The organism is Acinetobacter sp. 1125_18A (assembly GCF_052824985.1).
In genome coordinates this window covers 1-25,828 of the sequence record NZ_VTDG01000015.1, presented here as the reverse complement: position 1 = coordinate 25,828, position 25,828 = coordinate 1, and the positions used below count along the sequence as shown (strand labels likewise).

Genomic DNA, 25,828 nt, shown 5'->3' with positions numbered 1-25,828 from the left:
GTTATCTGATGGCGACAACTAAAAATATACAGTTAAATTGATCAAAAAATTGACACAAAAAAGCCAGATTTAATCTGGCTTTTCTGTTACTCATTTGATATCAGTCATCTTTTGATGCGGTGTAGGCATAAGCATAATTATAGCCATAATTACCTCCAGCAGTTGCTTGAACATCATTGAGAATAATACCATTCACTTTGCTTCCCGCCTGTTCAAAGCGATTGATGGTTAATTCGAGTTCTTTCATCTGTGTTTTTGCATATCGTGCAACCACAAGATTTACACCTGCAAATTGAGAAATGATGATGCCATCAGTTACTGCTAAGATAGGCGGTGTATCGATAATAATATGATCATATTGCTGGGAAAGCTGTTCCAATAATTCGCTAAGACGATCTGAACTAAGCATTTCAGCAGCATGACTATGGTTTTTACCGCGTGGCAGAAAATCTAAATGATTTACAGTATTTGAATGAACAATGCATTGCTCAAGCGAACTTTGACCTGCTAAATACTCAGTTAAACCTGGTGAAGTGTCATGACTAAAATATTTATGTAAATAACCTCTGCGTATATCGGCATCAATCAACAAAACTTTCTTATTCCCTTGTGCAAAAATTGCGGCAAGATTGGTCGAAATAAAAGATTTACCAATTTCTGGAGCAGGTCCTGAAATCGCAATAATATTATTTTTTGCATTATTTAAAGCAAAGTGAATCGTGGTACGAATACTACGCAAGCTTTCAATCGCAATATCTTCACTATTTTTAGCCGCAAGAATCGGAATTGACTTTTTCTTTTTCAGTAACTGTACACGACTTTCTTGAATCGGAGAGCGAGGCACAGTAGCATACACAGGTAGATCAAGTTCATTTTCAATTCGGCTTGAATCTTTAATCCCTGATGAAAGCATATTACGGAGTAATGCAATCATTACTCCAATAAAGCCACCTAGAAAAATGGAAAGAATTAACACAATCAATTTTCTTGGCTTAATCGGCTTAACAGGTTCTACTGCAGTATCAATGATACGAACATTACCGATTTCACCTGCTTTGACAATTTTTAATTGCTGGTAACTGTTTAATAGAGAGGTATAGAGTTCGGTATTGACTTTAACATCGCGATAGAGTTGTAAATATAAGCGTTGAGTTTCAGGTAAACGTCTAATGGCTTGGTTAAGTTCCGTAGATTTTTTATCAATTGCCGCGAGTTGCGCATTGATCTCTGTCATGAGTGGGTGATCAGGGGTATATTTAGCAGAATATTCAGCTTGTTTTTGTTTTAACTCTATTCGCATTTTCTCCAATTCAATATTTTGCTTTAACATCAGCTCTGATTCTTGAGTGACATCCACAGTATTATATTGTTCGCGGAATTTATTGAATTTAATCTCGGATTCTTCAAGCTGCAGTTTTAGTTCTGGCAATTGTTGGTCGAGAAAACTTAAGGTTTGTTTAGACTCTAAGCTTTTACGTTCAATATTCTGTTCATGATAAACACTCAGAATATTGTTGAGAACCTGAGTAATATGCTGCTGATCATTTCCGTTATAACTGAGGCCTATGACACCTGTCATTTTTCCTTTTTCAGCCACAGAATAATTTGTTTGAATTAATTTAACAGCTGAAGGGAGAGAAAGTTTAGTGATGGTAAAGTCTTGTTGAAATGGATTGAGACTATTAATTTGAACCGACCATAATCCCTTATTGTCTTGAGATTGGTTGAGCCGATTGAGCGTGCCTTGAAATACAACTTGGTCTTTATAAGCTAAACTAAATTGCTTCTTATCTATAAATTTTAAAGTGAGTTTTTTATCATAATAATATTCTGGAATATCTAGCTTTAAAATAGAAAAATTAGACTGATTTTTTTGAAAATCAACTGCTTGGGCGCTATAACTAAGTTTAGATTTTTCTTTGGACACTAATTTATGAAAGAAAGTATCTACATTGTCTTGAATCTGAATATTTAAGTTCAAATTCTGAATCACTTTACCAAGTACAAGTCGCGAATTTAAGATTTCTATTTCAGCATCAGCTGGTGATTTTTGCCCCAAACCTCCTGCAACATCTTTGAGTTCCCCCATAAGGGCCGCAGAGGCAGCACTTTTACCATCTTCAACCTGAACCATTGCATCTGTAGAATAGAGGGGTGATGTTACACGTAAATAAAGTAAGGCACAGATTAAAGTTAAAATGACACAAAGCGCAATCACTTTCCATTGAGCGATTAAAGAGAAAAATAACTCTTTTAAGTCAATCGTATCATCATTAGTTTTTGAATTTTGGTTCATAGGTAAACAACTAATTAAAATTTATAGATGTGATTGCCAATCATTGGCATAAGCTTGGATATTTTTACATGTTTCATCAAAAAAAGCTTGATCATGTTTGTATGGGTCAGGCACATTTTGATCTTGCCAGTGTCCTAAACGGAAAACCTTGCCTTTGGCAAAGGGCCATTTCTGCTCAATATGTTGTGATTGGTTTTTGCTCATCACTAGAACAAGATCGGCCTTTTTGATCAACTCTGCATTTATTTGTCGTGCAATATGGGAACGCATATCAATATTTAGGGCATCCATACAAGCAATGGCTTTATTATCAGCTGAATGACCGACCATCGCAGCAAGCCCTGCGGATTCTATTTTTAGATCAGGATGGCTTTGTTTTAAAAAAAATTCTGCCATTGGACTACGACAAATATTGCCAACACAAACCACTAATATGTTTTGAATCTGCATCCTATTTACCCAATTGATCAAAGCTATATAGAGCACTTGAGAACGGAATTACTTGATTCATAATACGTTGCCAGCGGGTTAAACCTGTTGCATCAATATAGACGATATCATTTTTTTGCATCGCAAATTGATTGGCTAAAGCCAAATTTCCTAAACTACTTAAGTTAAGATGATAAATTGTAGACTGCTTGGTGCTAAGGTCAGTACGCATCACATAAATACGTGCAGCACTTGCTGAAGTAGGGTTAATTCCTTCACTTTCACCAAGTACATCACTCAGGGTCATACCTTGATCTCGTAATGTGAGGGCTTGACTGCGACTGGATTCACCCATGACATAGAGTTTTTGATCTTGTTTAGTATTGACGAAAATGGTGTCATTGGGTTGGATTAATAATTGATGCAGGGACAATCCTTGTTTTTCTAACTGAATGGTATTCAGGTTATAGGTTTGTCCGTTTCTGATCAGCTGAATATTGGTGGTATCACCAGTTTTAGTGTCTACACCACCCGCCTGACCCAACGCAGTATAAATACTGATCGGTTGGTCATTTAAGGTATACTGCCCACTGCGCATAACTTGACCATTGACAAAATAACGACGTCCTTCATAAGACAGTACTCGAACCACAACATCAGGATGCTTTAGATATTTAGCAAATTGATTATGTAAAAAACGATTAGTTTCGGCTAAAGTTTTACCTGCAATATGCACTGAACCCACTAAAGGTAATTGAACATTACCATTTGGATCAATGGGGTAACCAACAGCTTTAATATTGGTTGCATCTTGGATTGGTGGGGTAATTTCAGGATACGCCCAAAGCTGAATTGAAAGAACATCACCAGCGCTTAAACGATAAATATTTTGTGAGCTGTTGAATAACGATACAAGATTATCTGAACTTAATTGGCTAGTTGTATTTAGATTTGGAATATTATTTTGATTCAGTTGTACAACGGAAAGTTCAGCACCTTGATCAGTTCTATATTGACCTTGTTCAGGCAGATCATAGGTTTGAAGTCCTGAAGTGATCGCACAACCAGAAAACGAAATCGAAATCGCTAAAATTGTAAACAGTGATGTGTACGGATACTTCACATTCAAAACCCTTATTTTATATTGCGTTGTTGCTTAGAATCTAATCTTGAAAGCGAATTGTAAGCTAAAAAAGTCAGGTTGGGTATCTTATTGTTAAGGGGTAATTGTATTAAAACCGAAAAAGAAGTGTGTTGACTTGTATCTATTCAATGATTTTGTAATTTAAAAAGAATAAAGTAATTCATTAGGAATTTGAACGGTGATGAAAGTCAAAATTATTTGGCTTTGTTTGATGCCGTTTAATATATAATTTTAGCTTGAGTTTGGATATAATCTTTTAGTATGAAAATGGATAGAAATCATCCTTATGTAAAAAAGATTTTGGTGTTTTGATGAGCTTGTTATTGGAACATTTTAACTATTAGATTTATTAAAAAATGATTTGCAGGATTAGGGTATGAGAGTTTTGGTGACTGGTGGTGCGGGGTTTATTGGATCAGCAGTGGTACGATATATTATAAAAAATACAAAGGATGAAGTATTAAATATTGATAAGCTGACTTATGCTGGCAATCTAGAGTCTTTGAAAGAAGTTGATCCAGATTCACGTTACCAATTTAAGCAAATTGACATTTGTGATGCTGAAAAATTAACTCAAATTTTTGCTGAGTTTAAACCTGAGGTGGTGATGCATTTAGCTGCTGAGTCACATGTGGATCGCTCAATCGATGGGCCTGCTGAATTTATTAACACTAATATTGTAGGTACATATACTTTGTTGGAAGTTACCCGAAAATATTGGCTAAATCTTAGTGAACTGCAAAAACAACAATTTAGATTTCACCATATTTCAACTGATGAAGTGTATGGTGATTTAGAAGGGACTACTGATCTGTTTACTGAAACAACAGCTTATGCACCGAGCTCCCCTTATTCTGCAAGTAAAGCCAGCTCAGATCATTTAGTTCGAGCGTGGCAAAGAACTTATGGTTTGCCTACTATTGTGACTAATTGTTCAAATAATTATGGTCCTTATCATTTTCCTGAAAAATTAATTCCATTGGTCATTTTAAATGCTTTGGATGGTAAGCCTTTGCCTATTTATGGTAAAGGTGATCAAATTCGTGATTGGTTATATGTCGAAGATCATGCGCGCGTACTTTATAAAGTTGTTACAGAAGGTGCAGTTGGTGAGACTTATAATATTGGTGGACATAACGAAAAACAAAATATTGAAGTGGTAAAAACCATCTGTAAAATTTTGGATGAATTAAAACCCCAGATAAATAATCAATCATATGAAACATTGATTACTTTTGTTAAAGATCGTCCAGGGCATGATTTACGCTATGCAATTGATGCAAGTAAAATTGCTCAAGATTTAGGCTGGAAGCCAGAAGAAACATTTGATACAGGTATTCGTAAAACTGTGGAATGGTATTTAAATAATTTAGAATGGTGCCGTCGAGTACAAGATGGTAGCTATCAACGTGAACGATTAGGTGTAACTGCGTAATGACAACAACAAAAGGTATTATTTTAGCAGGTGGTTCAGGAACTCGTCTTTATCCCATTACCAAGGGTGTTTCTAAGCAACTCCTCCCTATTTATGATAAACCGATGGTGTATTATCCATTATCCGTACTTATGCTTGCAGGAATTCGAGAGATTTTAATCATAAGCACGCCTGAAGATATTGATGGTTTTAAGCGTCTATTGAATGATGGTTCGCAGTTTGGTGTAGAACTTAGTTATGCAGTTCAACCGAGTCCTGATGGCTTAGCGCAGGCTTTTATTCTCGGTGAAGATTTTATTGGTGATAGTAATGTTTGTTTAGTGCTTGGTGATAATATTTTTTATGGCCAGGGCTTTACACCAATGCTACGTCAAGCTGTCGCACGTCAAAAAGGTGCAACAGTTTTTGGTTATCAAGTTAAAGACCCAGAGCGCTTTGGTGTGGTTGAGTTTGATGAGCAGAAATGCGCTGTCTCCTTAGAAGAAAAACCAAAACAGCCAAAATCTAATTTTGCAGTCACGGGTTTGTACTTTTACGACAATGATGTTATTCAAATTGCCAAAAGCGTGAAGCCTTCTGACCGTGGTGAGTTGGAAATTACCACAGTTAATCAGATGTATCTTGAGCGTGGTGATTTAAACGTGGAGTTGTTAGGTCGCGGTTTCGCTTGGTTAGATACAGGAACGCATGCAAGTCTACTAGAAGCTGCTCAGTTTGTTGAAACGATAGAAAAACGTCAAGGGTATAAAGTTGCTTGCCTAGAAGAAATAGCTTTACATAATGGTTGGTTAACTAAAGAACAAGTTTTACAAATCGGTCAAAGCATGAGTAAGAATGACTATGGTCAATATTTGATTTCTTTGGTAAATGACTAAAATGAGCCTAGTTAAATTAATCGATTTGCCAAATTTTGGCGATGAAAGAGGTGGATTGGTTGCAATTGAATCAAATCATTCCATTCCTTTTGAAGTAAAGCGTTTATATTATATTTTTAATACCACTAATAAACCTCGTGGATTTCATGCTCATATAGATTTGAAACAGGTTGCAATTTGCCTTAAAGGAAGTTGTCGTTTCATTTTAGATAATGGTTATAAGAAAGAAGAAGTCATTTTGGACTCAGCTACCAAGGGCTTGGTAATAGAAAGTTTAATATGGCGTGAAATGCATGATTTTTCTGAAGATTGTGTTTTACTTGTTCTTGCAAGTGAGCATTTTTCAGAACAAGATTATATTCGAAACTATGATGAGTTTCTCAAGGTCGTGAATAAACCTTATATTCATCCCTTGTCTGACGTAAAGTCTAAAAATATTGGTCAAAAAACAAAAGTTTGGCAATATAGTGTGATTTTTTCACAAGCAGTCATTGGTGAAAATTGTAATATTTGTGCGCATACCATGATTGAAAATGACGTACAGATTGGTGATAACGTCACAATTAAATCGGGTGTTTATGTATGGGATGGCATTACATTAGAAGATAATGTTTTTATTGGCCCATGCGTTGCTTTTACTAATGACAAGAAACCACGTTCAAAGCAATATCCTGATGAGTTTCCAAAAACTATTGTTGAGAAAGGAGCAACTATCGGAGCAAACGCAACGATATTACCTGGTATACGAATAGGTGAAAAGGCACTCATTGGCGCTGGCGCAGTTGTAACCAAAGATGTTCCTGCAAATGCAATCGTAGTTGGAAATCCAGCAATAATCAAAGGATATATAGAAGAATGATTCCTTTTTTAGATTTAAAAAATATTAATCAACAATATAGAACAGAGCTAATAGAGGCTTGTACACGAATAATTGACTCTGGTTGGTATATTGGTGGGAATGAACTGGAAAAATTTGAACAAAATTTTGCTGAATATTGTGGAACAAAATTTGCAATTGGGGTTGCAAATGGTTTAGATGCACTTATCTTAACACTGCGTGCTTGGAAAGAGCTTGGTAGGTTAAAAGATGGTGATGAGGTTATTGTTCCGTCAAATACTTATATCGCAAGTATTTTAGCAATTACAGCAAATAATTTAGAACCAGTCTTAGTTGAGCCAGATATTAGAACATATAATATCGATATTTCAAAAATTGAAGAAGCAATTACTTCGCGAACAAAAGTTATTTTACCTGTTCATTTATATGGTCAATTAGCTGATATGCCTGCAATTATAGAAATTGCAAATAAGCATAATCTACTTGTTTTAGAGGATTCAGCACAATCGCATGGTGCTACAATAAATGGGAAAAAGGCTGGAAATTGGGGTGATGCCTCAGGCTTCAGTTTTTATCCTGGGAAAAATTTAGGTGCCCTCGGTGACGCAGGTGCTGTAACTACCAATAATGAAGAACTTGCTCAAATGTTACGTGCGCTTCGTAATTATGGATCCCATGAAAAATATAAGAACTTGGTACCAGGAGTAAATAGTAGACTAGATGAAATTCAAGCTGCAATGTTAGATGTTAAATTAAAATTCTTGGATCATGAGGTTGAACATCGTCGTAAAATTGCCAGTTTATATCTTGAGAAGATTAATAACCCTCTAATTGAGTTGCCATTAAGTAATATAAATGCTGAAAAATACCAACAGCATGTTTGGCACTTATTTGTAATTAGAACAGAGTATAGAGATACTTTACAGAAATATTTAGCAGACCATAACATTCAAACTTTAATTCATTACCCTATTCCTCCACATAAACAGCAAGCTTACAAAGAGTGGAATGATTTAAGCTATCCAATCTCAGAGCAAATTCATGCGGAAGTAATAAGCATACCAATTGGACCGACTTTAAGTTTTGAAGAAGCTGAAGTGGTAATTCAACTTTGCAATGATTTTAAAGTATAAAAATGAATTTACTCAAAACGAGTATACTCAATGGAGTTGCTGTTTTAATTAAAACAGCAACAATGTTTATACTGAATAAAATTTTGGCTGTTTATGTTGGCCCCACAGGTTATGCAGCAATTGGGCAATTTCAAAATTTCATACAAATGATAACAACTTTTGCAGGAAGTGCTATCAATACAGCTGTTATTAAATATACAGCGGAATACAATGACGATAAAAGTAAGCAAGAAAAAATATGGAAAACAGCTGGAAGTATTGTTTTATTTTTTAGTTTAATTTCTTCATTATTTATTTTAATTTTTCAAAAAAAACTTTCTATTTATATTTTTCATACCGATACATATCAATTGGTATTTGTATGGTTTGCAATTTTTTTACTTTTTTTTACTTTTAACTCACTATTTTTGGCAATACTTAATGGAAAAAAAGAAATATTAAAGCTTGTTGTTGCAAATGTACTCGGCAGTTTGTTTTCTCTCGTAGTTACAAGTATCTTGGCAATCAAGTATAATTTATATGGAGCATTAGTTGCACTTTCAATTTATCAATCTTTAGCTTTTTTTATTACTTTACTTTTATGTTATAAATCCGATTGGTTTAGACTGGCATATTTATTTGGTAAAATAGACACAAGTATCGCAAAAAAATTTGCAGCATTTGCATTGATGGCTTTGGTTAGCGCTATATGTGTTCCTCTTTCACAAATAGTTATTCGAAGTTACTTGACATATGAATATGGACTAACATATGCAGGCTACTGGGAAGCCATGATTCGTTTGAGCGCAGCTTACTTAATGCTTGTAACAACTACTTTAGGTGTATATTACTTACCTAGGCTTTCGGAGCTATCAAAAATACAGGAAATAAAATCTGAAATTTATCTTGGCTATAAATTTATATTTCCTCTAGCTGTTGTTAGTGGTTTCTTTGTTTATTTATTAAGAGATTGGATAATTGTATTGCTGTTTAGCAAAGCCTTTCTGCCAATGAGAGATTTATTTTTATGGCAAATAATAGGTGATTCTCTAAAAATCGGTAGCTGGATACTTGCATATTTGATGTTAAGTAAAGCTATGACAAGGCTTTTTATAACTACAGAAATTATTTTTGCAATGATTTCAATTGGATTAACTTATGTGTGTACTCAAAGTTTTGGTTTTGAAGGTGTCTCAATTGCTCATTTAATTAATTATGCATTATATTGGATTATTATGAGTTTTTTTGTTTTTAAATCTTTAAAAGAATGTGTGTGAAAATATGAGTGAAAAAAGTCAGCCTTTGGTTTCAATTGTCATACCTTGCTATAATCATGAAAACTTTGTACAAGACTGCATTCAAGGTTTGATAAACCAAACTTATAAGAATATAGAACTTATTATTATTGATGATGGATCAAAAGATGATTCAATTATAAAAATACAAGAAATGATAACAAAATGTAGGAATCGCTTTATTCGTTTTGAATTTAGGCATAGATCGAATAAAGGTTTAAGTACAACATTAAATGAAGCATTAGAGTGGTGTGAAGGAGATTACTGGAGTATTTGTTCTTCTGATGATTTCTATCATGAAAATAAAGTTTCTATTCAAGTTGAATATCTGCTATCTAATATAAAACATAAGTTTTGTGTGACTAATGCATATGTTATTAATGATTTGAATGAAGTATTAACAAGTCAAACCGGAAATTATAATTTAGGCTTGATTCATAAAATAATTTTTGATGATATATTTACATTTAAGATTCATCTACCCGTTACTGGAATGTATGAAACTTATTTAATAAAAAATATTATAAATGGCTTTGATCCGAATGTTACTGCAGAGGATTATGATATATATTTAAAAATAGCACTAGTTACAGATATCGGTGTTATTGATGATAAACTATATTATTATCGTTCGCCAGAAGCTATCGGTTCTGAAAGAAAGCGTATGCCAATGAGAATGGATGTTTCTGATTCACATTTGTTAACTATAAATAAATATAAGAATCATCCATTGTATAATGATGCGATTAATATGTGGAATTATAGAAGGTTTGTTTTTTTCTCTGCATATAGATTTAGTAAAATATATGCTTTTAAAGGGATGATTAAATCTTTTAATAAATTTAAAGAATTAAATTTTTGTAAATCATTAATAAAGCTTATTTTCATTTGGAGAGGGTAAGTGTTGGCTAATAGTTTTTTTTCAAAAACATTTCTCTATTTATATGCTTTTTTATATATATTTAATCCAGGGAATTTTTTTAGTTTTAATTTAATGTACCTACTGGGTGTTTTTGCAATTGGATATTTTTTTATAAATATTAGTCAAACTTTGATATATTTATCAAGTAAAAGAGTTTTGATATTTATATCAATTTGTTTGTTATTTTTTATGTACTTGTTTGTTTTATATTTATTTGGTGCTGATGATGCCTTATTAAGAGGGTATTCTTTTTTATTAATTATACTTAGTCTTCTATGTGCATTAACAATATTATCTATTTATAGTAAAATATATTCATGTAATTTTAAAGATTTTTGTGATTTTATTATAAAGGTTGGAGCTATTCAACTTTTTTTTGTAATATTAGCACTAACTGTTCCAGCATTTAGAGACTGGACATTAGCAACAGCGAGACAGAATTCAATACAAGATATATCAAATGATTTTGGGAGTGGGCTAAGATCGTTTGGCCTTGCTACAGGTTATACGTCAACATTTCCTATGTTGATGGGTTTATGTTCTTTATTAAGTATTTATTATTTTATTTTTTCAAAAAAAATATCAGAAAAGATTACATATCTATTTCTTTTTCTAGGCATGATTTTAAGCGTAATACTTAATGCAAGAATTGGTCTCGTTCCAATTGCACTTTGGTTGATCGTATCTCCATTATATCTTTTATACAAAAGGAAAGTAAAACTATTTATTTTACTAGTTTTAATGTTTAGTTTAGGTTTTATTTTTATTGGTATTGATTATTTGCAGACTGATTATTTTTTCAGGTTAATGCAGGGTGTGGAAGAGTTAAAAAAACTATCAGAAGGAAAATCGACAGGAACTTTTGAAACTTTATCCTATATGTGGTTTTTTCCAGAAGATATAATGCATTTCTTATGGGGGGAAGGGAAAATAATAGTTGGAGCGTATCCGGTAGGTTCAGATATAGGCTTGATTCAAGATATATTCATGTTCGGTCTTGTTCCAACAGTTTTTCTTGGCTTTATTTTATTATACTTTTTAAACCCTTTATTTAAGAATATTTCAAAAACATTTGGAACTTTTTTCTTTTTAATTTTTATATGCTCTTTATTTTTATATTATTTAAAAGGTATGAATTTTTATTCAAATGAGGTAAGTAATACGGTGTTGTTATTAGCTGTTTTTTCCATATTTACATATAATGACATGAAAAGTGTGAAGTGATGTTAAAGCACTTCATAAATCAAGATATTATATTCTTTAATATCTTTTGATAAGTAGGATTGATATGACTGTTAAATCGTTTTTTTTATCCAGCTTGTTTCCGGATGAACTAACTTCGGAAATAGTAAACTTAAGTAATGGTCAAATTGCTAATGCAAATAATGCATTGCAATGGAGTATTTATACAGGATTACATCATTTTCTACCGACTTTATATTTGTTGAATTTTCCAAATGTAGGAGCTTATCCTCTAAAATACAAAAAAATTTCTATGTCTGGTAGCAAGATTTATCGAGATGGGAAGGAAATAGGTGAAAGTTTTTCTTTTTTAAATATTGTTTATGTTAAACATTATTTGAAATTTATAAAAATTATGAAAATTCTTGATGAGATTATAAAAATAAATAAAGAAAATGAAAAAATTATTTTCTTTATTTATGATTTATATCCACCCTTTTTAAAAGCGCTTAGTATATATAAATCTAAATATTCTGAAATTGAGATAACATTATGTCTTATTGTACCTGATTTGCATGGAATGACAGGTAGCAAAAAGAGTTTGATAGGCAGTATTGTTTTAAATCAAGATGCAAGAGTTATTTCTAAATCTTATAAAGAAGTAGATGCTTTTGTATTTTTAAGTAAATATATGGCCGATGAAATACCTGTTGGAACAAAGCCTTGGGTTGTTGTTGAAGGCATTTTTAATAATGAATTTTTAGATCAAAACCCAAAATTAAGTTCAGAAGAAGTAGTTTTATTTTATTCTGGGGCTATTGATGAGAGAAATGGTATTTTAAATCTTTTGCAAGCATTCTCAGCGATCGATAATCCTAATTATCGTCTGATAGTGTGCGGGGCTGGACCTTTGTACTCGGAAGTGATCAATTATGCAAAAAAAGATAGCCGAATAAATTATTTAGGTCAAATTCCTCGTGCTGAAGTTTTAAAGTTACAAATAAATGCTACTTTACTCATTAATCCACGGTTACCTGGACAAGATTTTACAAAATATTCTTTTCCGTCAAAAACTATGGAGTATTTCGCTTCAGGTACACCTACATTAATGTACCGTTTAGAAGGAGTTCCAGATGAGTATTTTAATTTTTGTTTTCACCTTGATTACTCATCCTCAGACAATTCTGTGATTACTGATCTGAAGGATAAAATAATTGATGTTTGTAGTATGGATAAAATTAAACGTTGGAAAATAGGTAATTCAGCAAAGACTTTTATTCTTACAAAAAAGAACCCAATTGCACAGTGCGAGTTAATTTATAATTTGGTAATGAATAAAGGTTATACTGATGAATATCTTACTTAATGCTTCAAATTTGCATAGTGGAGGAGGAGTGCAAGTTGCCATTTCGGTTATATTTGAATTGTCACTACTTGATCTCAATGGCTTAGAAATTTCCGTTCTTGTTTCAGACGAAGTCAATGAATCCTTAATGCAACTTAATACCGATTTTTCTAAATTTTATGATTATACTATTCTAAATACTTATGGTTTATCCGCGGTATGGAAGGGCGTTGATTTTATTATTAAAAAATATGATTTAGTTTTAACTGTTTTTGGTCCTCTATATTCTATTTTTAAACCAAAAAAAATGATTACAGGTTTTGCACAACCATGGATTATTTATACTAAAAATGAAATTTACTCAAAATATTCTTTATTTAATAAAATAAAAATTAATGTTAAATATTTCTTTCAATATTTATTCTTTAAAAGAAATGATAAGTTAATTACTGAACTTGAACATGTTAAAATAGCTTTAATTGAAAAAGGTTTTACCGAGAATAAAATTGAAATAGTTTACAATTGTTTAAATTCTATCTATTTTTCACCAGAGAGATGGGCAAAAGAAAAAGTAGTTGCTTGTAATAATAATTTGAAATTTGGATTCGTTGGAAGAGATTACCCACATAAAAATACTGATTTTCTTGCAGATTTGAAGCTTATACTTGCCTCTGAGTATAACCTCAATATTGATTTTTATGTTACTTTCAATGACTTAGAATGGAAAAATAAAAGTGAGAAATTTAGAGGTCTAGTTAATAATGTTGGTGCATTGACTATTGACCAATGCCCTAGGTTTTATAAGGAAATGGATGCAATTATTTTTCCGAGTCTATTAGAATGTTTTTCGGCCACCCCTCTAGAAGCTATGGTTATGGGCAAGCCTTTATTTGCATCAGATAGACATTTTGTTAGAGATGTGTGCAAAGATTACGCTAATTATTTTAATCCTTTAGATCCTAAATCTACTGCAGATATGATTTATAAATTTGTAAATGATAATGGATTCAAAGATGTTGAAAAATTAGAATCGGCTAAACAATATGTACTTAATTTTTCAAATCCCAAACAACGGGCTCAACGATATTTAGATTTAATTTTATCTTTCCAAGATGATAGTAAATAGGAGAACATAATGTTCAATGGAAAAACATTATTAATTACTGGTGGTACAGGATCATTCGGTAATGCTGTACTAAACCGTTTTTTAGACAGCGATTTTAAAGAAATCCGTATCTTTAGTCGTGATGAGAAAAAACAAGATGATATGCGTAAAAAGTATCAATCATCTAAACTTAAATTTTATATCGGAGATGTCCGTGATTTTAACTCAGTATTAAATGTAACACGTGGAGTGGATTATATTTTTCATGCTGCAGCGCTGAAGCAAGTCCCCTCATGTGAGTTCTATCCTTTAGAAGCAGTTAAAACAAATGTTTTAGGTACAGAAAATTTACTGGAAGCCGCAATTCAAAATAAAGTTACACGAGTTGTTTGCTTAAGTACTGATAAAGCTGTTTATCCAATCAATGCTATGGGGATTTCTAAAGCAATGATGGAAAAGGTTATGGTAGCAAAATCACGTAATCTTGAAGGTACTAACACTGTTATTTGTGGTACTCGTTATGGCAATGTTATGGCTTCTCGTGGTTCAGTTATTCCATTATTCGTTGATCAAATTCGCGCTGGTAAAGCTATTACAATAACAGATCCACATATGACTCGCTTTATGATGACGCTTGAAGATGCGGTTGATCTTGTACTGTATGCATTTAATCATGGTCAAAATGGAGATATCTTTGTACAAAAAGCGCCTGCGGCAACCATTGATACACTAGCACGCGCAATTACACAAATGCTTAATAAGAAAGACCACCAAATCAATGTGATTGGTACCCGTCATGGTGAAAAAGCATTTGAGGCACTTCTTAGTCGTGAAGAGAAAGCTTGTGCTGAAGATCTTGGTGATTATTTCCGAGTTCCAGCAGATCAGCGTGATTTAAACTATGAAAAATACATTGAAGATGGTAATACCAAAGTTGTTGAATATGAAGATTATAATTCACATAATACAACACGCTTAGATGTAGATGGGATGAAAGAATTATTGCTTAAACTTGAATTTATCCGTGATTTAACCAATGGCATTTACAAATCACCTGAGGTTTAAAATGAAAGTTTTGGTTACTGGTGCAAATGGTTTTGTTGCTAAAAATTTAATACAGTATTTATCTGAGAAAGAAAATATTGAAGTATTGAAATATTATCGCAATTCAACTGAGCAAGAGTTAGAGCAATTAGTTTTAGAGGCTGAATGGATTGTACATTTAGCTGGTATAAATCGCCCTAAAAATGATGATGAATTTGTAGAAGGGAATGTTTCACTTACTGAAAGAATTTGTGACATTCTGCTGATCAATAAGAAAAAAACATCAATTATATTATCTTCTTCTATTCAGGCAGAAAGAGATAATATCTATGGTCAAAGTAAACTCGGTGGAGAACAAGCATTAACTAAATTGAATCAAGAAAATGGAAATCCAATTTACATTTCTAGAATGGTCAATATTTTTGGTAAATGGTCAAAACCGAACTATAACTCAGCAGTTGCAACCTTCTGTTATAACATCGCAAATGATTTACCTATACAAATCAACGATCCAAATGCACTGATTCGATTGGTTTATATTGATGATGTCGTTGAAACAATTTGGGATATTTTAAATCAAAAATATCCAGCAAATGAGTCATTTGAAATTAAACCTGAATATCAAATTTCCGTAGGGCAACTTGCTGAAACGATTTATGGATTTAAAGATTCAAGAGAGTCTTTGATTACAGATCGAGTAGGTACCGGTTTAATACGTGCCTTGTATTCAACATATTTAAGTTTTTTTAGCCCTAAGCAGTTTGATTATGGCGTAACAAAATATGGTGATAATCGTGGCGTATTTGTAGAAATGTTGAAAACCCCTGATGCGGGACAATTTTCTTATTTTACAGCTTATCCAGGTATTACACGTGGTGGGCACTATCATCATACCAAGACAGAAAAGTTTTTGGTCATTAAAGGTAAGGCTTTATTTAAGTTTAAAAATGTGATCACTGGTGAGTTTTATCAATTGGAAACTTCTGGTGAAGAGCCTAGAATTGTTGAAACAGTACCTGGTTGGACGCATGACATTACTAATATTGGTGATGATGAAATGGTGGTGATGTTATGGGCAAATGAAATATTTGACCGTTCAAAACCAGATACATATGCAATGCCATTATCTAATTAAAGAGTTATTTTGTGAAAAAATTAAAATTAATGACAGTCGTGGGGACTCGCCCAGAAATTATTCGTTTATCTCGTGTGATGGCCGTATGCGATAAATATTTTGATCACGTTATTGTACATACTGGTCAAAATTATGATTATGAACTAAATGAAATTTTCTTTACGGACTTAGGTATACGTAAGCCAGATTATTTTTTAAATTCAGCAGGTGCTACTGGGGCAGAAACAATTGGTAATGTTATCATTGCAGTAGACAGGGTTCTAGAGGAAGCTCAACCTGATGCATTATTAGTATTAGGTGATACCAATAGTTGTACAGCCGTTATTCCAGCAAAGAGACGTAAAATTCCGACATTCCATATGGAAGCGGGGAATCGTTGTTTTGATATGCGAGTGCCTGAAGAGATTAATAGACGTATTGTAGATCATACTGCTGATATTAATTTGACTTACAGTACGATTGCCCGTGATTATTTGCTTGCTGAGGGTTTGCCCGCTGATCTTGTGATCAAAACAGGTAGCCCAATGTTTGAAGTATTAACCTATTATAAAGAGAAAATTCTAGCTTCAAATGTATTAGAACAATTGAAGTTGAAAGAGCACGAATATTTTATTGTGAGTGCACACCGTGAAGAAAATATTAACTCAGATCAAAATTTCTTGGATTTGGTTGAAATGTTAAATGCCGTGGCGGAAAAATATAATTATCCTGTGATTGTTTCCACTCATCCTAGAACACGTAAACGTATCGAACAAATGGGCGTAACATTTCATCCGTTAGTACAATTGTTAAAACCACTAGGTTTTAGTGATTACAATAAATTACAACTTTGTGCCAAAGTAGCTTTATCTGATAGTGGAACGATTAATGAAGAGTCTTCTATTCTAAACTTTCCAGCTCTGAATTTACGACAGGCGCATGAGCGTCCAGAAGGTATGGAGGAAGCAGCAGTCATGATGGTTGGCTTAACTTCTGAACGTATTTTGCAAGGGTTGCAGATTTTAGAATACCAAGCGAGAGGGGATGAAAGAACGCTCCGATTAGTCGAAGATTACAGTATGCCAAATGTTTCAGAAAAAGTAGCACGCATTATCTTAAGTTATACAGACTATGTTAATCGTGTAATTTGGAAAAAATATTAAGGCAATTAGATGATGAAAAAGACATACTTAGTAACGGAATATTATCATTCAAATCAAAATACGACAGGATATCTATTTCATAAGTTATATATCCATTTGAAAAAGGTATATGGTTCTGAGCTATGCTTGATTATCAAAGAAGACAAAAACAATGATGTTATCGATCCTGAAAGCATCATTGTTAAAGATTTGAATTTGAATAAGAAGAGTTTGATTCAAAGGTTGTTTTTTGAATTGATCATTTCTTTTCGTTTTTTTATTAAAGTATTAAAAAATGTTAAAAAACAAGATCTCGTGTTTACTGGAACCACTCCTATTTTTCTGTTGATTGTCATTTACTTTGCTAAAAAAATGATAGGTTTTAAATGGGTATTGCTTGTTCATGATGTATTTCCTGAAAACTTAGTGTCTGCTAAGGTTTTGAAAAAGGAAAATTTTCTTTATAAAATTTTAAAAAAAGTTTTTGATGTTTTCTATGCAACTCCTGAAAAGTTGATTGTGATTGGTCAAGATATGAAAGATTTAGTCGACACCAAAACAAATCAAAGTAATAGTGTTGTGATCCAAAATTGGATTGATGAAAATGATATTGAAGTAGAAGAAAAAAGCTCAAATGAGATATTGAAAAAATTAAATTGGGAAAATGAGTCACCAGTATTTCAATTTTTTGGTAATATTGGTCGTGTACAAGGTGTAGATAATATTATTGAAGCGATTAAGCTGATAGAACCGTCTAAGAGACCTAAATTTTTATTTATGGGGGATGGGGCATATGTCGAACAACTTAATCACGCAATAGAAACATTAAATGATCCAAATATACAATATATTGGACCTGTGAAACAGAATGCGAAATCTAAGGGATTAAATGCTGGAGATATTGCTATTGTAACTCTAGCTGATGGAATGTTGGGTTTAGGAGTGCCGAGTAAAGCTTATTTTTCAATGGCTGCTGATAAGCCTTTATTGGCGATTATGGATGAATACTCTGAAGTTGCTTGTATGATTAAAGCGCATCAAATTGGTTGGATTGTTCCACCTGAAAACCCTATGCTTTTAGCAAAAGCGATACTAGAGATCATAGAAAACACTTCAAAAGATAATATACAATCGTCTAGAGATGTTTTAATTAATAATTATTCTGAGCCCGTAGCAATGAAAAAAATAGTAGAGGTTTTACAATATGTCTCTAATATTAAATAAGAAATTGAGGTTTTATAGTAATGAAAAGACTTGTTGATATTATTATTGCGTCAATAGCACTTTTATTACTGTCGCCTATTTTTCTTTTAGTCGCATACAAGGTACGTAAAAATTTAGGTTCCCCTATCTTCTTTTATCAAGAACGACCAGGAAAAGATTGTAAACATTTTAGAATGATGAAGTTTCGTTCTATGAAAAATGCTTTTGATAAAGATGGTCAACCCTTACCAGATGATCAGCGTATTACGCCATTTGGGAAAAAACTGCGCTCAACCAGTTTAGATGAAATGCCACAATTACTTAATGTCTTAAAAGGTGATATGAGTATTGTTGGACCACGACCGCAGCTTCCTGAATTTGTAGAACACTATACGGCCCATCAATTGCGCCGACACAATGTTAAACCAGGAATGACTGGTCTGGCTCAAGTGAGTGGACGTAATAATTTATCTTGGGAAGAAAAATTTGACTTAGATGTACAGTATGTTGAAAGACAGTCAACTTTTCTCGATTTTAAAATCATGTTTAAAACCGTTAAAGTTATGTTTAAAAAAGAAGGCATAGATTCACCAGACCAAGCTGTTGGAGCAAGCCGTTTTTCAGGTTCAGATACAACTGATACCAAATCGACCAATCATTAATAGTGTTAAAGTAAATCATGATCAAAAAAGCCATTTTACCTGTTGCTGGGTTAGGTACTCGTTTTCTACCTGCAAGTAAATCAATTCCTAAAGAAATGGTCACAGTGGTTGACCGTCCTGCAATTGAGTATGTTGTCAAAGAAGCTGTGGCTGCTGGAATTGAACAAATCATTTTAGTGACACATTCTTCAAAAGCATCCATAGAAAATTATTTTGATCGTAATTTTGAACTGGAAACAACTTTAGAAAATAAGAAAAAAATTGATCTACTGAAAGAAATTACTGAAATTTTACCTAAACATGTCAGCGTGGTTAGTGTCCGTCAACCTCAACCATTGGGCTTAGGGCATGCTGTTTTATGTGCGAAATCAGTAATTGGAAATGATGATTTTGCTGTGTTATTGCCAGATGTTTTGGTAAAAGAAAATAGTACAGAAAATGATCTGGCACGAATGATTCATCGTTTTAATATATCTAAAACATCGCAAATTATGGTAGAGGCTGTACCTGATCATCTTGTGGATCAATATGGTATTGTCGATGTAGCATCTTTACCTGTTGAGGGTGAAAGTATCGTGATGAAAGGGATTGTCGAAAAGCCTGCAGTTGGTAGTGCACCTTCAAATTTATCTGTGGTGGGGCGTTATGTACTGCCTGCTAAGATTATGCAGTTATTAGAACAAACGCCCAAAGGTGCGGGCAATGAAATCCAATTAACTGATGCCATTGCTGCATTACAAAAATTAGAAAATGTCGAAGCGTATCGTATGAAAGGTCAGACTTTCGACTGTGGGAGCAAAATTGGTTATTTAAAAGCAGTATTACACTATGCTGTGGAGCATCCTAAGTTGGGTGAAGAATTTAAATTGCTCATCAAAGAATTGAATTTATAATAATTGGATCTGATATGAATATTTGTGTATTTGGCACAACACTCCAAGCTGGCGTACTCGCTGGCTTGTTTGCTGAATATGGGCACCGCGTGTATTGGTGTCCCCGAGTAGGCGCTGATCATCAATCCTCAGTACACTACCAAGATGAAGATTTAAATCAACTCATTCAAAAACAGATTAAGAATAATTCCATTCAATTGGTCGGGTTAAAACAACTTCAATTACAAAGTGAAGTTTTTTTATTTAGTTTTAATCCTTCTGAATTTGACCAAGCCAAACACTTGGCTGAAGAATTAAAACGTTTTCCTATCATTCATCCAAGACTGATGATCAATGGTTCTACATTCGGTTTACAAGGTACTGAAGAACTAAAACAAATTTTAGTGGCTGATCATTGGGCGTATTTGCCAGACACCATTCAAGAAGGTAATGCGATTCAAAGTTTTATCGACCTAAAGCAGGTGATTGTTGGTGTAGATCAACCTGCGACACAGCAGATTATCAAAGAATTATTAAGACCCTTTTTTCAGTTAAAACATCAATATTTGTTTATGCCATTTTTAGATGCTGAATTTACCAAGCTGAGTATTTCAGGCATGTTGGCTACACGCATCAGTTATATGAATGATATGGCGCAAGTCGCTGAAAAATTAAATATTGATATTCATAATGTTAAACAGGGATTGGCATCTGATAGTCGAATTGGCGCATCATATTTATCTGCAGGTGTGGGTTTTGGTGGAGAAAATTTCTCCCATGATATTTTAACCTTAACTGGTACAGTGGCGGGTTCAGGGATCAAAAGCCAATTGCTGGATCAGGTTTGGAATATCAACGAACAACAAAAAGAAATTTTATTTAGAAAACTCTGGAATTACTATCAAGGGCAGTTAACAGGTAAAGTTGTGGCGATTTGGGGTGCTTCTTTTAAAGAAAATACCTCAAGTATTGAGAACTCACCAATTCATGCCATGCTTGCAGCGCTTTGGGCACAAGGCGCGATTGTACAGTTACACGATCCACAAGCCTTAGAGCGGGTAGCAAATTTCTATGGCAAACGCGCTGATTTGATTTTATGTCATGATCAATACCAAGTGGTAGAAAATGCACATGCATTGTGTTTATTGACAGCTTGGAAGCAATATTGGAGTCCTGATTATTCACAACTTTTACAGAAAATGGCCCATCCTTTGATTCTCGATGGTCGTAATATGTTAGATCCAGATTTCGTCAAAGCACAAGGTTTTGCTTATCAGGGTGTAGGGCGAGTATGACAAATTCTATATTAGACAATGATCAAAGAGAGCAGCATTTAGTACGATTGCAAAATCTTGCTAAAGAACAACAGCAATTGTGTTTAACCGATTTATTTGAGCAAGATCCGCAGCGGTTTGATAAGTTCTCAGTACATTTTAATCAACTGAGTTTTGATTATAGTAAACATCGTATTGACCAAAATGCATGTGATGCCTTGTTTAAATTTGCAGATTTAAAACAATTAACGCAATGGATCAAACGTTTATTTACCGAAGAATCGATCAATTATACGGAAGACCGATCAGCAATGCATTGGGCATTGCGTTTACCGAAGCATGATCAAGATTACCCTGAACTGGCTGAATTGGTACATCAACAATTAGATCGCATGTATCAGCTTGTCGATAAAGTCCATGCAGGACAATGTCGTGGTTCGACAGGTGAAGTGATTCAAGATGTGGTCAATATCGGTGTGGGTGGTTCTGATTTAGGACCATTGATGGTGAGTCATGCTTTATCAGACTATAAAGTCAGTACTGCTAAACCATTAAAAGTACATTTCGTTTCAACTATGGATGGTAGTCAGCTTTCTGATTTACTACATCAATTACGCCCTGAAACTACCTTATTTATTATTTCGTCCAAGTCTTTTGGAACTATTGATACTCTATCCAATGCTCAAACAGTTCGGCAGTGGTTAGAAAAAGATTTGGGTATGCAAAACAGTGTGATCCAACATCATTTTATTGGGGTTTCAACCAAGCCTGAGAAAATGACAGAATGGGGAATCGCAGCAGAAAACCAGTTCTTACTTTGGGATTGGGTCGGTGGTCGTTACTCGTTGTGGTCATGTATTGGTTTACCGATTGCATTGCAGATTGGTGTTGATGGGTTTAAACAATTGCTCGCAGGCGCTTATGCGATTGATCAGCATTTCCAAAAAGCTTCATTTGCACAAAATATTCCAGTACTGATGGGGTTACTTGGGGTTTGGAATAATAATTTTTTAAATATTCAGACCCATGCAGTATTGCCTTATGATGGCCGTCTAAAATATTTTGCTTCTTATTTACAGCAACTAGAGATGGAATCGAATGGGAAGTCGATTCAAAGAAATAATGAAAAAGTTGATTTAAAAACCTGCCCAATTGTCTGGGGCGAAGTGGGCCCAAATGCGCAACATGCTTTTTATCAGCTTTTGCATCAAGGAACCCATGCGGTGAGTTGTGATTTTATTGCGCCAGTGCAGCGTTATAATTCGAATCAATTTACTTATGCTGAAAGTGCAGAATCCTTAATTGAGCAGCATCATTTGGCTTTATCCAATTGCTTGGCGCAGTCGCGATTATTGGCTTTTGGTAACACAGCATTAAATGCCAATGAATTATCAGGCTTACCTGTATATAAACAGTATGAAGGCAATCAACCAAGCTCAACGCTATTGTTGCAAGAACTAAGCCCTTATAGTTTAGGAATGCTGATTGCATTGTATGAACATAAAGTGTTTGTACAATCGGTTATTTGGAATATTAATCCATTTGATCAATGGGGCGTTGAAAAAGGCAAAGAAATTGCCAATCAATTACTCCCTATCCTCAATGGTAAAGAAAAAGACGTGTCTCAACTGGATGCTTCAACACAAGGTTTAATTAAGATCTTGCTGGGTAAAGAGTAGATATACTGGAAAAATTTATGGCAAATATTTTAGTAACAGGTGGTGCAGGTTATATCGGATCGCATACCTGTGTGGAGTTACTTGAGGCTGGGCATAAGGTTATTGTTCTAGATAATCTATCAAATAGCTCAGAAGAATCATTAAAACGTGTCCAAGAATTGACTGGAAAAACACTAAAATTTGTTCAAGGTGACATTCGTTATCAAAGTGATTTAGATCAAGTTTTTTCAAACAATAAAATCGATGCTGTGATTCATTTTGCAGGTTTAAAAGCAGTGGGGGAAAGCCAACAAATTCCACTGACTTACTTTGATCATAATATTGCAGGATCAGTTCAGTTGGCACAAGCGATGCAAAGAGCGGGTGTTTTTAATTTAGTTTTTAGTTCATCTGCAACAGTTTACGGAGAAAGCAATTCTTCCCCTTATCAGGAGGATATGCAACTAGGTCTACCGAATAATAATTATGGTCATACCAAGCTAATTGTTGAGCAATTATTGGAAAAACTATCAATTGCGGATAAGCACTGGTCGATTGCACTATTGCGTTATTTTAATCCTGTTGGTGCGCATAAGAGCGGTCGTATTGGCGAAGATCCATTAGGTATTCCAAATAATCTTATGCCTTATTTGACTCAAGTCGCTGTAGGTCGTAGAGAAAAGCTTTCTATTTTTGGAAATGATTACCCAACTCAAGATGGAACATGTGAAAGAGATTTTATTCATGTTGTCGATTTAGCAAAAGCACATGTTTTAGCTGTTGAAAATAGAATAAAAAGCCAAGGGTGTCGTGCTTGGAATATTGGGACTGGTCAGCCTATTTCAGTACTACAAATTAAGAGTACTTTTGAAAAAATAAATAATATCAGTATAAATTCAGAATTTGTAAGCCGACGAGCTGGTGATTTGCCGAGTTTTTATGCTAATGCATTGCGAGCTAATATAGAATTAGGTTGGACGCCAAAATATACTTTGGAAGATATGTTGGCAGACAGTTGGAATTGGCAAAAACAAAATCCAACAGGCTATCAAGCATAAATTTAACTGTAAAAAATAGGCGCCTTGAGCGCCTATTTTTTATCACCATTTAAAACTAACCCTGAATCAACTGAGTTAACTCATCTACATAGTCTTGCATTGGTTTTGGATTTTTATCTGCACGGCTTTCAATATTTAAGCGTAATAATGGCTCGGTATTTGATGCACGGACATTTAAACGCCATGCACCAAAATCAAGACTAACACCGTCTGTTTGATCAATTGCAGGGTTTAAATCGGCAAAATGATCGAAGATTTTTTGAATGGTTTTTTGCGTATCTTCAACTTTAAAGTTGATTTCACCACTACAAGGGAAACGTTCAATCATCCCTTCGACCAAGCTTGATAACGATTGTTGAGTTTCTGATACCACTAAAATTGACAATAACCAAGGGATCATCCCGCTGTCACAGTAAGCAAAATCACGGAAATAGTGATGTGCACTCATCTCTCCACCATAAGCTGCATTGTGTTCACGCATCACATCTTTAATAAAAGCATGTCCAGATTTAGATTGAACAGCAATCCCTTGATATTGCTCAATGATATCCAGTGTATTCCAGACTAGGCGAGGATCATGTACGATTTTTTCACCCGCTTGTTTTAACAAGAAGGCTTGAGCTAATAATCCAACAATATAATAGCCTTCAATGAATTGACCTTTTTCGTCGAATAAGAAACAACGGTCAAAGTCACCATCCCACGCAATTCCCATATCCGCATGATGTATTAAAACAGCATTGCGGGTGCTATCTCGATTTTCCACCAAGATTGGATTAGGAATACCATTTGGGAAAGTACCATCTGGATGATTATGGATTTTAATAAATTCTACTGGGATATTGAGCGCTTTGAATTTTTCTTCGATTGCGTCAACAACATGACCCGCTGCACCATTGCCTGCATTCATCACCAGTTTAAGTGGGCGGATTTTGCTCGGATCAATATAGGTGAGTAGGTGTTCAATAAATTCAGGGAGGATATTATATTTTTGGGTTGAGCCTTTTTTCTCAACTTCAATGAACTGTTCCGATTCAGCCAACGATTGGATGTCTTTTAGGCCCGTATCTGCACTGATTGGTCGAGCATTTTCACGAACTAATTTCATACCATTGTAATCCATCGGATTATGGCTTGCTGTGATTTCAATCCCACCCTGAACATCGAGATGAAAAGCAGCAAAGTAAACTTCTTCTGTTCCCGTCATGCCAAGATCAAGAACATCTACGCCAGCATCATTTAAACCACGAATCGTTGCTTGTTTTAAGTCTTCGCTGGTTAAACGGACATCACAACCAATGACAACAGTTTTGGGTTGATAGATTTGACCATAAGCACGGCCTACTTTATAAGCGATTTCTTCATTTAGCTCTGTGCCAAGTTTGCCTCGAATATCATAGGCTTTGAAACAAGTCAGTTTATTCATGTTCATCTTTATATTGTTTAAGGTTGGCTGGTAGTGAAACATCATTTTAACCTTAAAGTGTATAAGAAATTATATTGGAAGATGTAAATTTAGTTTGAAGTACACAATTGACTACGTTTCTCTTGCATCAAGCTTATTTTTTAATAATGTATTGGATCATCAATGATAATTTGCACATTGTGGATTTACAGCTTTTGAGATGATCTATGTGAAATTTTATAATTCATGTGATAATAGTCACATTTTTTCGCTGTTAGTATTTGAATTTAAAATATTTTATTAAAGAAATTTAACTTTAAAAAGTAAAAATAAGCATTTGATTAGATTTTATAATGTGTAGAATAGAAATGAGGTAGGGAAATAATTCAAAATAATTCAATACCGATAATTAAAAGCT

22 protein-coding genes are annotated in these 25,828 nt (G+C 33.9%); 18 read left to right on the top strand and 4 right to left on the bottom strand.

Annotation, left to right across the window (positions count from 1 at the left end; translation table 11 throughout):
- Positions 1 to 100: 100 nt before the first annotated feature.
- The 3 genes from FY049_RS18985 to FY049_RS18975 are packed head-to-tail and all read right to left on the bottom strand — an operon-like array spanning position 101 to position 3,848.
- Positions 101 to 2,296, bottom strand: coding sequence for a polysaccharide biosynthesis tyrosine autokinase (locus FY049_RS18985; RefSeq protein ID WP_434278666.1), 2,196 nt, complete (start codon positions 2,294 to 2,296; stop codon positions 101 to 103).
- Positions 2,297 to 2,317: 21 nt separating this feature from the next.
- Positions 2,318 to 2,746 (bottom strand): low molecular weight protein-tyrosine-phosphatase, encoded by a 429-nt coding sequence (locus FY049_RS18980; RefSeq protein WP_434278667.1) that lies wholly within the window; start codon positions 2,744 to 2,746, stop codon positions 2,318 to 2,320.
- A gap of 1 nt (position 2,747) precedes the next feature.
- On the bottom strand, positions 2,748 to 3,848 hold the full coding sequence (locus FY049_RS18975) for a polysaccharide biosynthesis/export family protein (RefSeq protein ID WP_434278668.1): 1,101 nt from the start codon (positions 3,846 to 3,848) through the stop codon (positions 2,748 to 2,750).
- Between the two features lie 397 nt (positions 3,849 to 4,245).
- Here FY049_RS18975 and rfbB point away from each other — a divergent pair, with 397 nt between their 5' ends.
- The 18 genes from rfbB (at position 4,246) to galE (ending at position 24,005) form a co-directional block, all read left to right on the top strand.
- A complete protein-coding gene (gene rfbB / locus FY049_RS18970) occupies positions 4,246 to 5,304 on the top strand; it encodes a dTDP-glucose 4,6-dehydratase (RefSeq protein WP_434278669.1) in 1,059 nt (352 codons plus the stop codon).
- The gene (gene rfbA / locus FY049_RS18965; RefSeq protein WP_434278670.1) at positions 5,304 to 6,179 is read left to right on the top strand and encodes a glucose-1-phosphate thymidylyltransferase RfbA; all 876 of its coding nucleotides are present in this window, start codon (positions 5,304 to 5,306) and stop codon (positions 6,177 to 6,179) included. Before rfbB ends, rfbA begins: the two co-directional genes overlap by 1 nt.
- A gap of 1 nt (position 6,180) precedes the next feature.
- Positions 6,181 to 7,038 (top strand): WxcM-like domain-containing protein, encoded by an 858-nt coding sequence (locus FY049_RS18960; protein WP_262087357.1) that lies wholly within the window; start codon positions 6,181 to 6,183, stop codon positions 7,036 to 7,038.
- Positions 7,035 to 8,150, top strand: coding sequence for a DegT/DnrJ/EryC1/StrS family aminotransferase (locus tag FY049_RS18955; protein WP_434278671.1), 1,116 nt, complete (start codon positions 7,035 to 7,037; stop codon positions 8,148 to 8,150). Before FY049_RS18960 ends, FY049_RS18955 begins: the two co-directional genes overlap by 4 nt.
- A gap of 2 nt (positions 8,151 to 8,152) precedes the next feature.
- Positions 8,153 to 9,406, top strand: coding sequence for an O-antigen translocase (locus FY049_RS18950; RefSeq protein ID WP_434278672.1), 1,254 nt, complete (start codon positions 8,153 to 8,155; stop codon positions 9,404 to 9,406).
- 4 nt (positions 9,407 to 9,410) lie between these two features.
- The gene (locus FY049_RS18945) at positions 9,411 to 10,325 is read left to right on the top strand and encodes a glycosyltransferase family 2 protein (RefSeq protein ID WP_434278673.1); all 915 of its coding nucleotides are present in this window, start codon (positions 9,411 to 9,413) and stop codon (positions 10,323 to 10,325) included.
- Complete coding sequence (locus FY049_RS18940; protein WP_434278674.1) at positions 10,326 to 11,570, top strand: hypothetical protein; 1,245 nt, start codon at positions 10,326 to 10,328, stop codon at positions 11,568 to 11,570.
- A gap of 64 nt (positions 11,571 to 11,634) precedes the next feature.
- Positions 11,635 to 12,894 carry a glycosyltransferase family 4 protein gene (locus FY049_RS18935; RefSeq protein ID WP_434278675.1) on the top strand — a complete coding sequence of 420 codons (1,260 nt, stop codon included), beginning with the start codon at positions 11,635 to 11,637 and terminating at the stop codon, positions 12,892 to 12,894.
- Positions 12,878 to 13,999, top strand: a complete 1,122-nt coding sequence (locus FY049_RS18930; RefSeq protein WP_434278676.1) for a glycosyltransferase — start codon at positions 12,878 to 12,880, stop codon at positions 13,997 to 13,999. Before FY049_RS18935 ends, FY049_RS18930 begins: the two co-directional genes overlap by 17 nt.
- Positions 14,000 to 14,008: 9 nt before the next feature.
- On the top strand, positions 14,009 to 15,043 hold the full coding sequence (locus tag FY049_RS18925; RefSeq protein ID WP_262087349.1) for a polysaccharide biosynthesis protein: 1,035 nt from the start codon (positions 14,009 to 14,011) through the stop codon (positions 15,041 to 15,043).
- A 1-nt stretch (position 15,044) separates the two neighbouring features.
- Positions 15,045 to 16,157: a UDP-2-acetamido-2,6-beta-L-arabino-hexul-4-ose reductase gene (wbjC, locus tag FY049_RS18920; protein WP_434278677.1), complete on the top strand. Its 1,113-nt coding sequence runs from the start codon at positions 15,045 to 15,047 to the stop codon at positions 16,155 to 16,157.
- 11 nt (positions 16,158 to 16,168) lie between these two features.
- Positions 16,169 to 17,299, top strand: coding sequence for a non-hydrolyzing UDP-N-acetylglucosamine 2-epimerase (wecB, locus tag FY049_RS18915; RefSeq protein WP_434278678.1), 1,131 nt, complete (start codon positions 16,169 to 16,171; stop codon positions 17,297 to 17,299).
- Between the two features lie 9 nt (positions 17,300 to 17,308).
- The gene (locus FY049_RS18910) at positions 17,309 to 18,502 is read left to right on the top strand and encodes a glycosyltransferase family 4 protein (protein WP_434278679.1); all 1,194 of its coding nucleotides are present in this window, start codon (positions 17,309 to 17,311) and stop codon (positions 18,500 to 18,502) included.
- A 20-nt stretch (positions 18,503 to 18,522) separates the two neighbouring features.
- On the top strand, positions 18,523 to 19,143 hold the full coding sequence (locus FY049_RS18905) for a sugar transferase (protein ID WP_262087344.1): 621 nt from the start codon (positions 18,523 to 18,525) through the stop codon (positions 19,141 to 19,143).
- Between the two features lie 17 nt (positions 19,144 to 19,160).
- Positions 19,161 to 20,036, top strand: coding sequence for a UTP--glucose-1-phosphate uridylyltransferase GalU (galU, locus tag FY049_RS18900; protein WP_446084169.1), 876 nt, complete (start codon positions 19,161 to 19,163; stop codon positions 20,034 to 20,036).
- 14 nt (positions 20,037 to 20,050) lie between these two features.
- Positions 20,051 to 21,310: a nucleotide sugar dehydrogenase gene (locus FY049_RS18895; RefSeq protein WP_434278681.1), complete on the top strand. Its 1,260-nt coding sequence runs from the start codon at positions 20,051 to 20,053 to the stop codon at positions 21,308 to 21,310.
- Entirely contained in the window at positions 21,307 to 22,968 is a 1,662-nt protein-coding gene (gene pgi / locus FY049_RS18890) for a glucose-6-phosphate isomerase (RefSeq protein ID WP_434278682.1), read from the top strand. The genes FY049_RS18895 and pgi overlap by 4 nt, the downstream gene beginning before the upstream one ends.
- A gap of 17 nt (positions 22,969 to 22,985) precedes the next feature.
- Positions 22,986 to 24,005 carry a UDP-glucose 4-epimerase GalE gene (gene galE, locus FY049_RS18885; protein WP_434278683.1) on the top strand — a complete coding sequence of 340 codons (1,020 nt, stop codon included), beginning with the start codon at positions 22,986 to 22,988 and terminating at the stop codon, positions 24,003 to 24,005.
- A gap of 55 nt (positions 24,006 to 24,060) precedes the next feature.
- Here the strand turns inward: galE and FY049_RS18880 are convergent, their stop codons facing one another.
- Positions 24,061 to 25,431: a phosphomannomutase CpsG gene (locus tag FY049_RS18880; protein WP_446084168.1), complete on the bottom strand. Its 1,371-nt coding sequence runs from the start codon at positions 25,429 to 25,431 to the stop codon at positions 24,061 to 24,063.
- Between the last annotated feature and the right edge of the window lie 397 nt (positions 25,432 to 25,828).

Bases quoted from the DNA above. Each gene is read 5' to 3' on its own strand.
- FY049_RS18985 (WP_434278666.1), bottom strand. From the start codon at position 2,296: ATGAACCAAAATTCAAAAACTAATGATGATACGATTGACTTAAAAGAG.
- FY049_RS18980 (WP_434278667.1), bottom strand. From the start codon at position 2,746: ATGCAGATTCAAAACATATTAGTGGTTTGTGTTGGCAATATTTGTCGT.
- rfbB (WP_434278669.1), top strand. From the start codon at position 4,246: ATGAGAGTTTTGGTGACTGGTGGTGCGGGGTTTATTGGATCAGCAGTG.
- rfbA (WP_434278670.1), top strand. From the start codon at position 5,304: ATGACAACAACAAAAGGTATTATTTTAGCAGGTGGTTCAGGAACTCGT.
- FY049_RS18960 (WP_262087357.1), top strand. From the start codon at position 6,181: ATGAGCCTAGTTAAATTAATCGATTTGCCAAATTTTGGCGATGAAAGA.
- FY049_RS18955 (WP_434278671.1), top strand. From the start codon at position 7,035: ATGATTCCTTTTTTAGATTTAAAAAATATTAATCAACAATATAGAACA.
- FY049_RS18950 (WP_434278672.1), top strand. From the start codon at position 8,153: ATGAATTTACTCAAAACGAGTATACTCAATGGAGTTGCTGTTTTAATT.
- FY049_RS18945 (WP_434278673.1), top strand. From the start codon at position 9,411: ATGAGTGAAAAAAGTCAGCCTTTGGTTTCAATTGTCATACCTTGCTAT.
- FY049_RS18935 (WP_434278675.1), top strand. From the start codon at position 11,635: ATGACTGTTAAATCGTTTTTTTTATCCAGCTTGTTTCCGGATGAACTA.
- FY049_RS18930 (WP_434278676.1), top strand. From the start codon at position 12,878: ATGAATATCTTACTTAATGCTTCAAATTTGCATAGTGGAGGAGGAGTG.
- FY049_RS18925 (WP_262087349.1), top strand. From the start codon at position 14,009: ATGTTCAATGGAAAAACATTATTAATTACTGGTGGTACAGGATCATTC.
- wbjC (WP_434278677.1), top strand. From the start codon at position 15,045: ATGAAAGTTTTGGTTACTGGTGCAAATGGTTTTGTTGCTAAAAATTTA.
- FY049_RS18910 (WP_434278679.1), top strand. From the start codon at position 17,309: ATGATGAAAAAGACATACTTAGTAACGGAATATTATCATTCAAATCAA.
- FY049_RS18905 (WP_262087344.1), top strand. From the start codon at position 18,523: ATGAAAAGACTTGTTGATATTATTATTGCGTCAATAGCACTTTTATTA.
- galU (WP_446084169.1), top strand. From the start codon at position 19,161: ATGATCAAAAAAGCCATTTTACCTGTTGCTGGGTTAGGTACTCGTTTT.
- FY049_RS18895 (WP_434278681.1), top strand. From the start codon at position 20,051: ATGAATATTTGTGTATTTGGCACAACACTCCAAGCTGGCGTACTCGCT.
- pgi (WP_434278682.1), top strand. From the start codon at position 21,307: ATGACAAATTCTATATTAGACAATGATCAAAGAGAGCAGCATTTAGTA.
- galE (WP_434278683.1), top strand. From the start codon at position 22,986: ATGGCAAATATTTTAGTAACAGGTGGTGCAGGTTATATCGGATCGCAT.
- FY049_RS18880 (WP_446084168.1), bottom strand. From the start codon at position 25,431: ATGAATAAACTGACTTGTTTCAAAGCCTATGATATTCGAGGCAAACTT.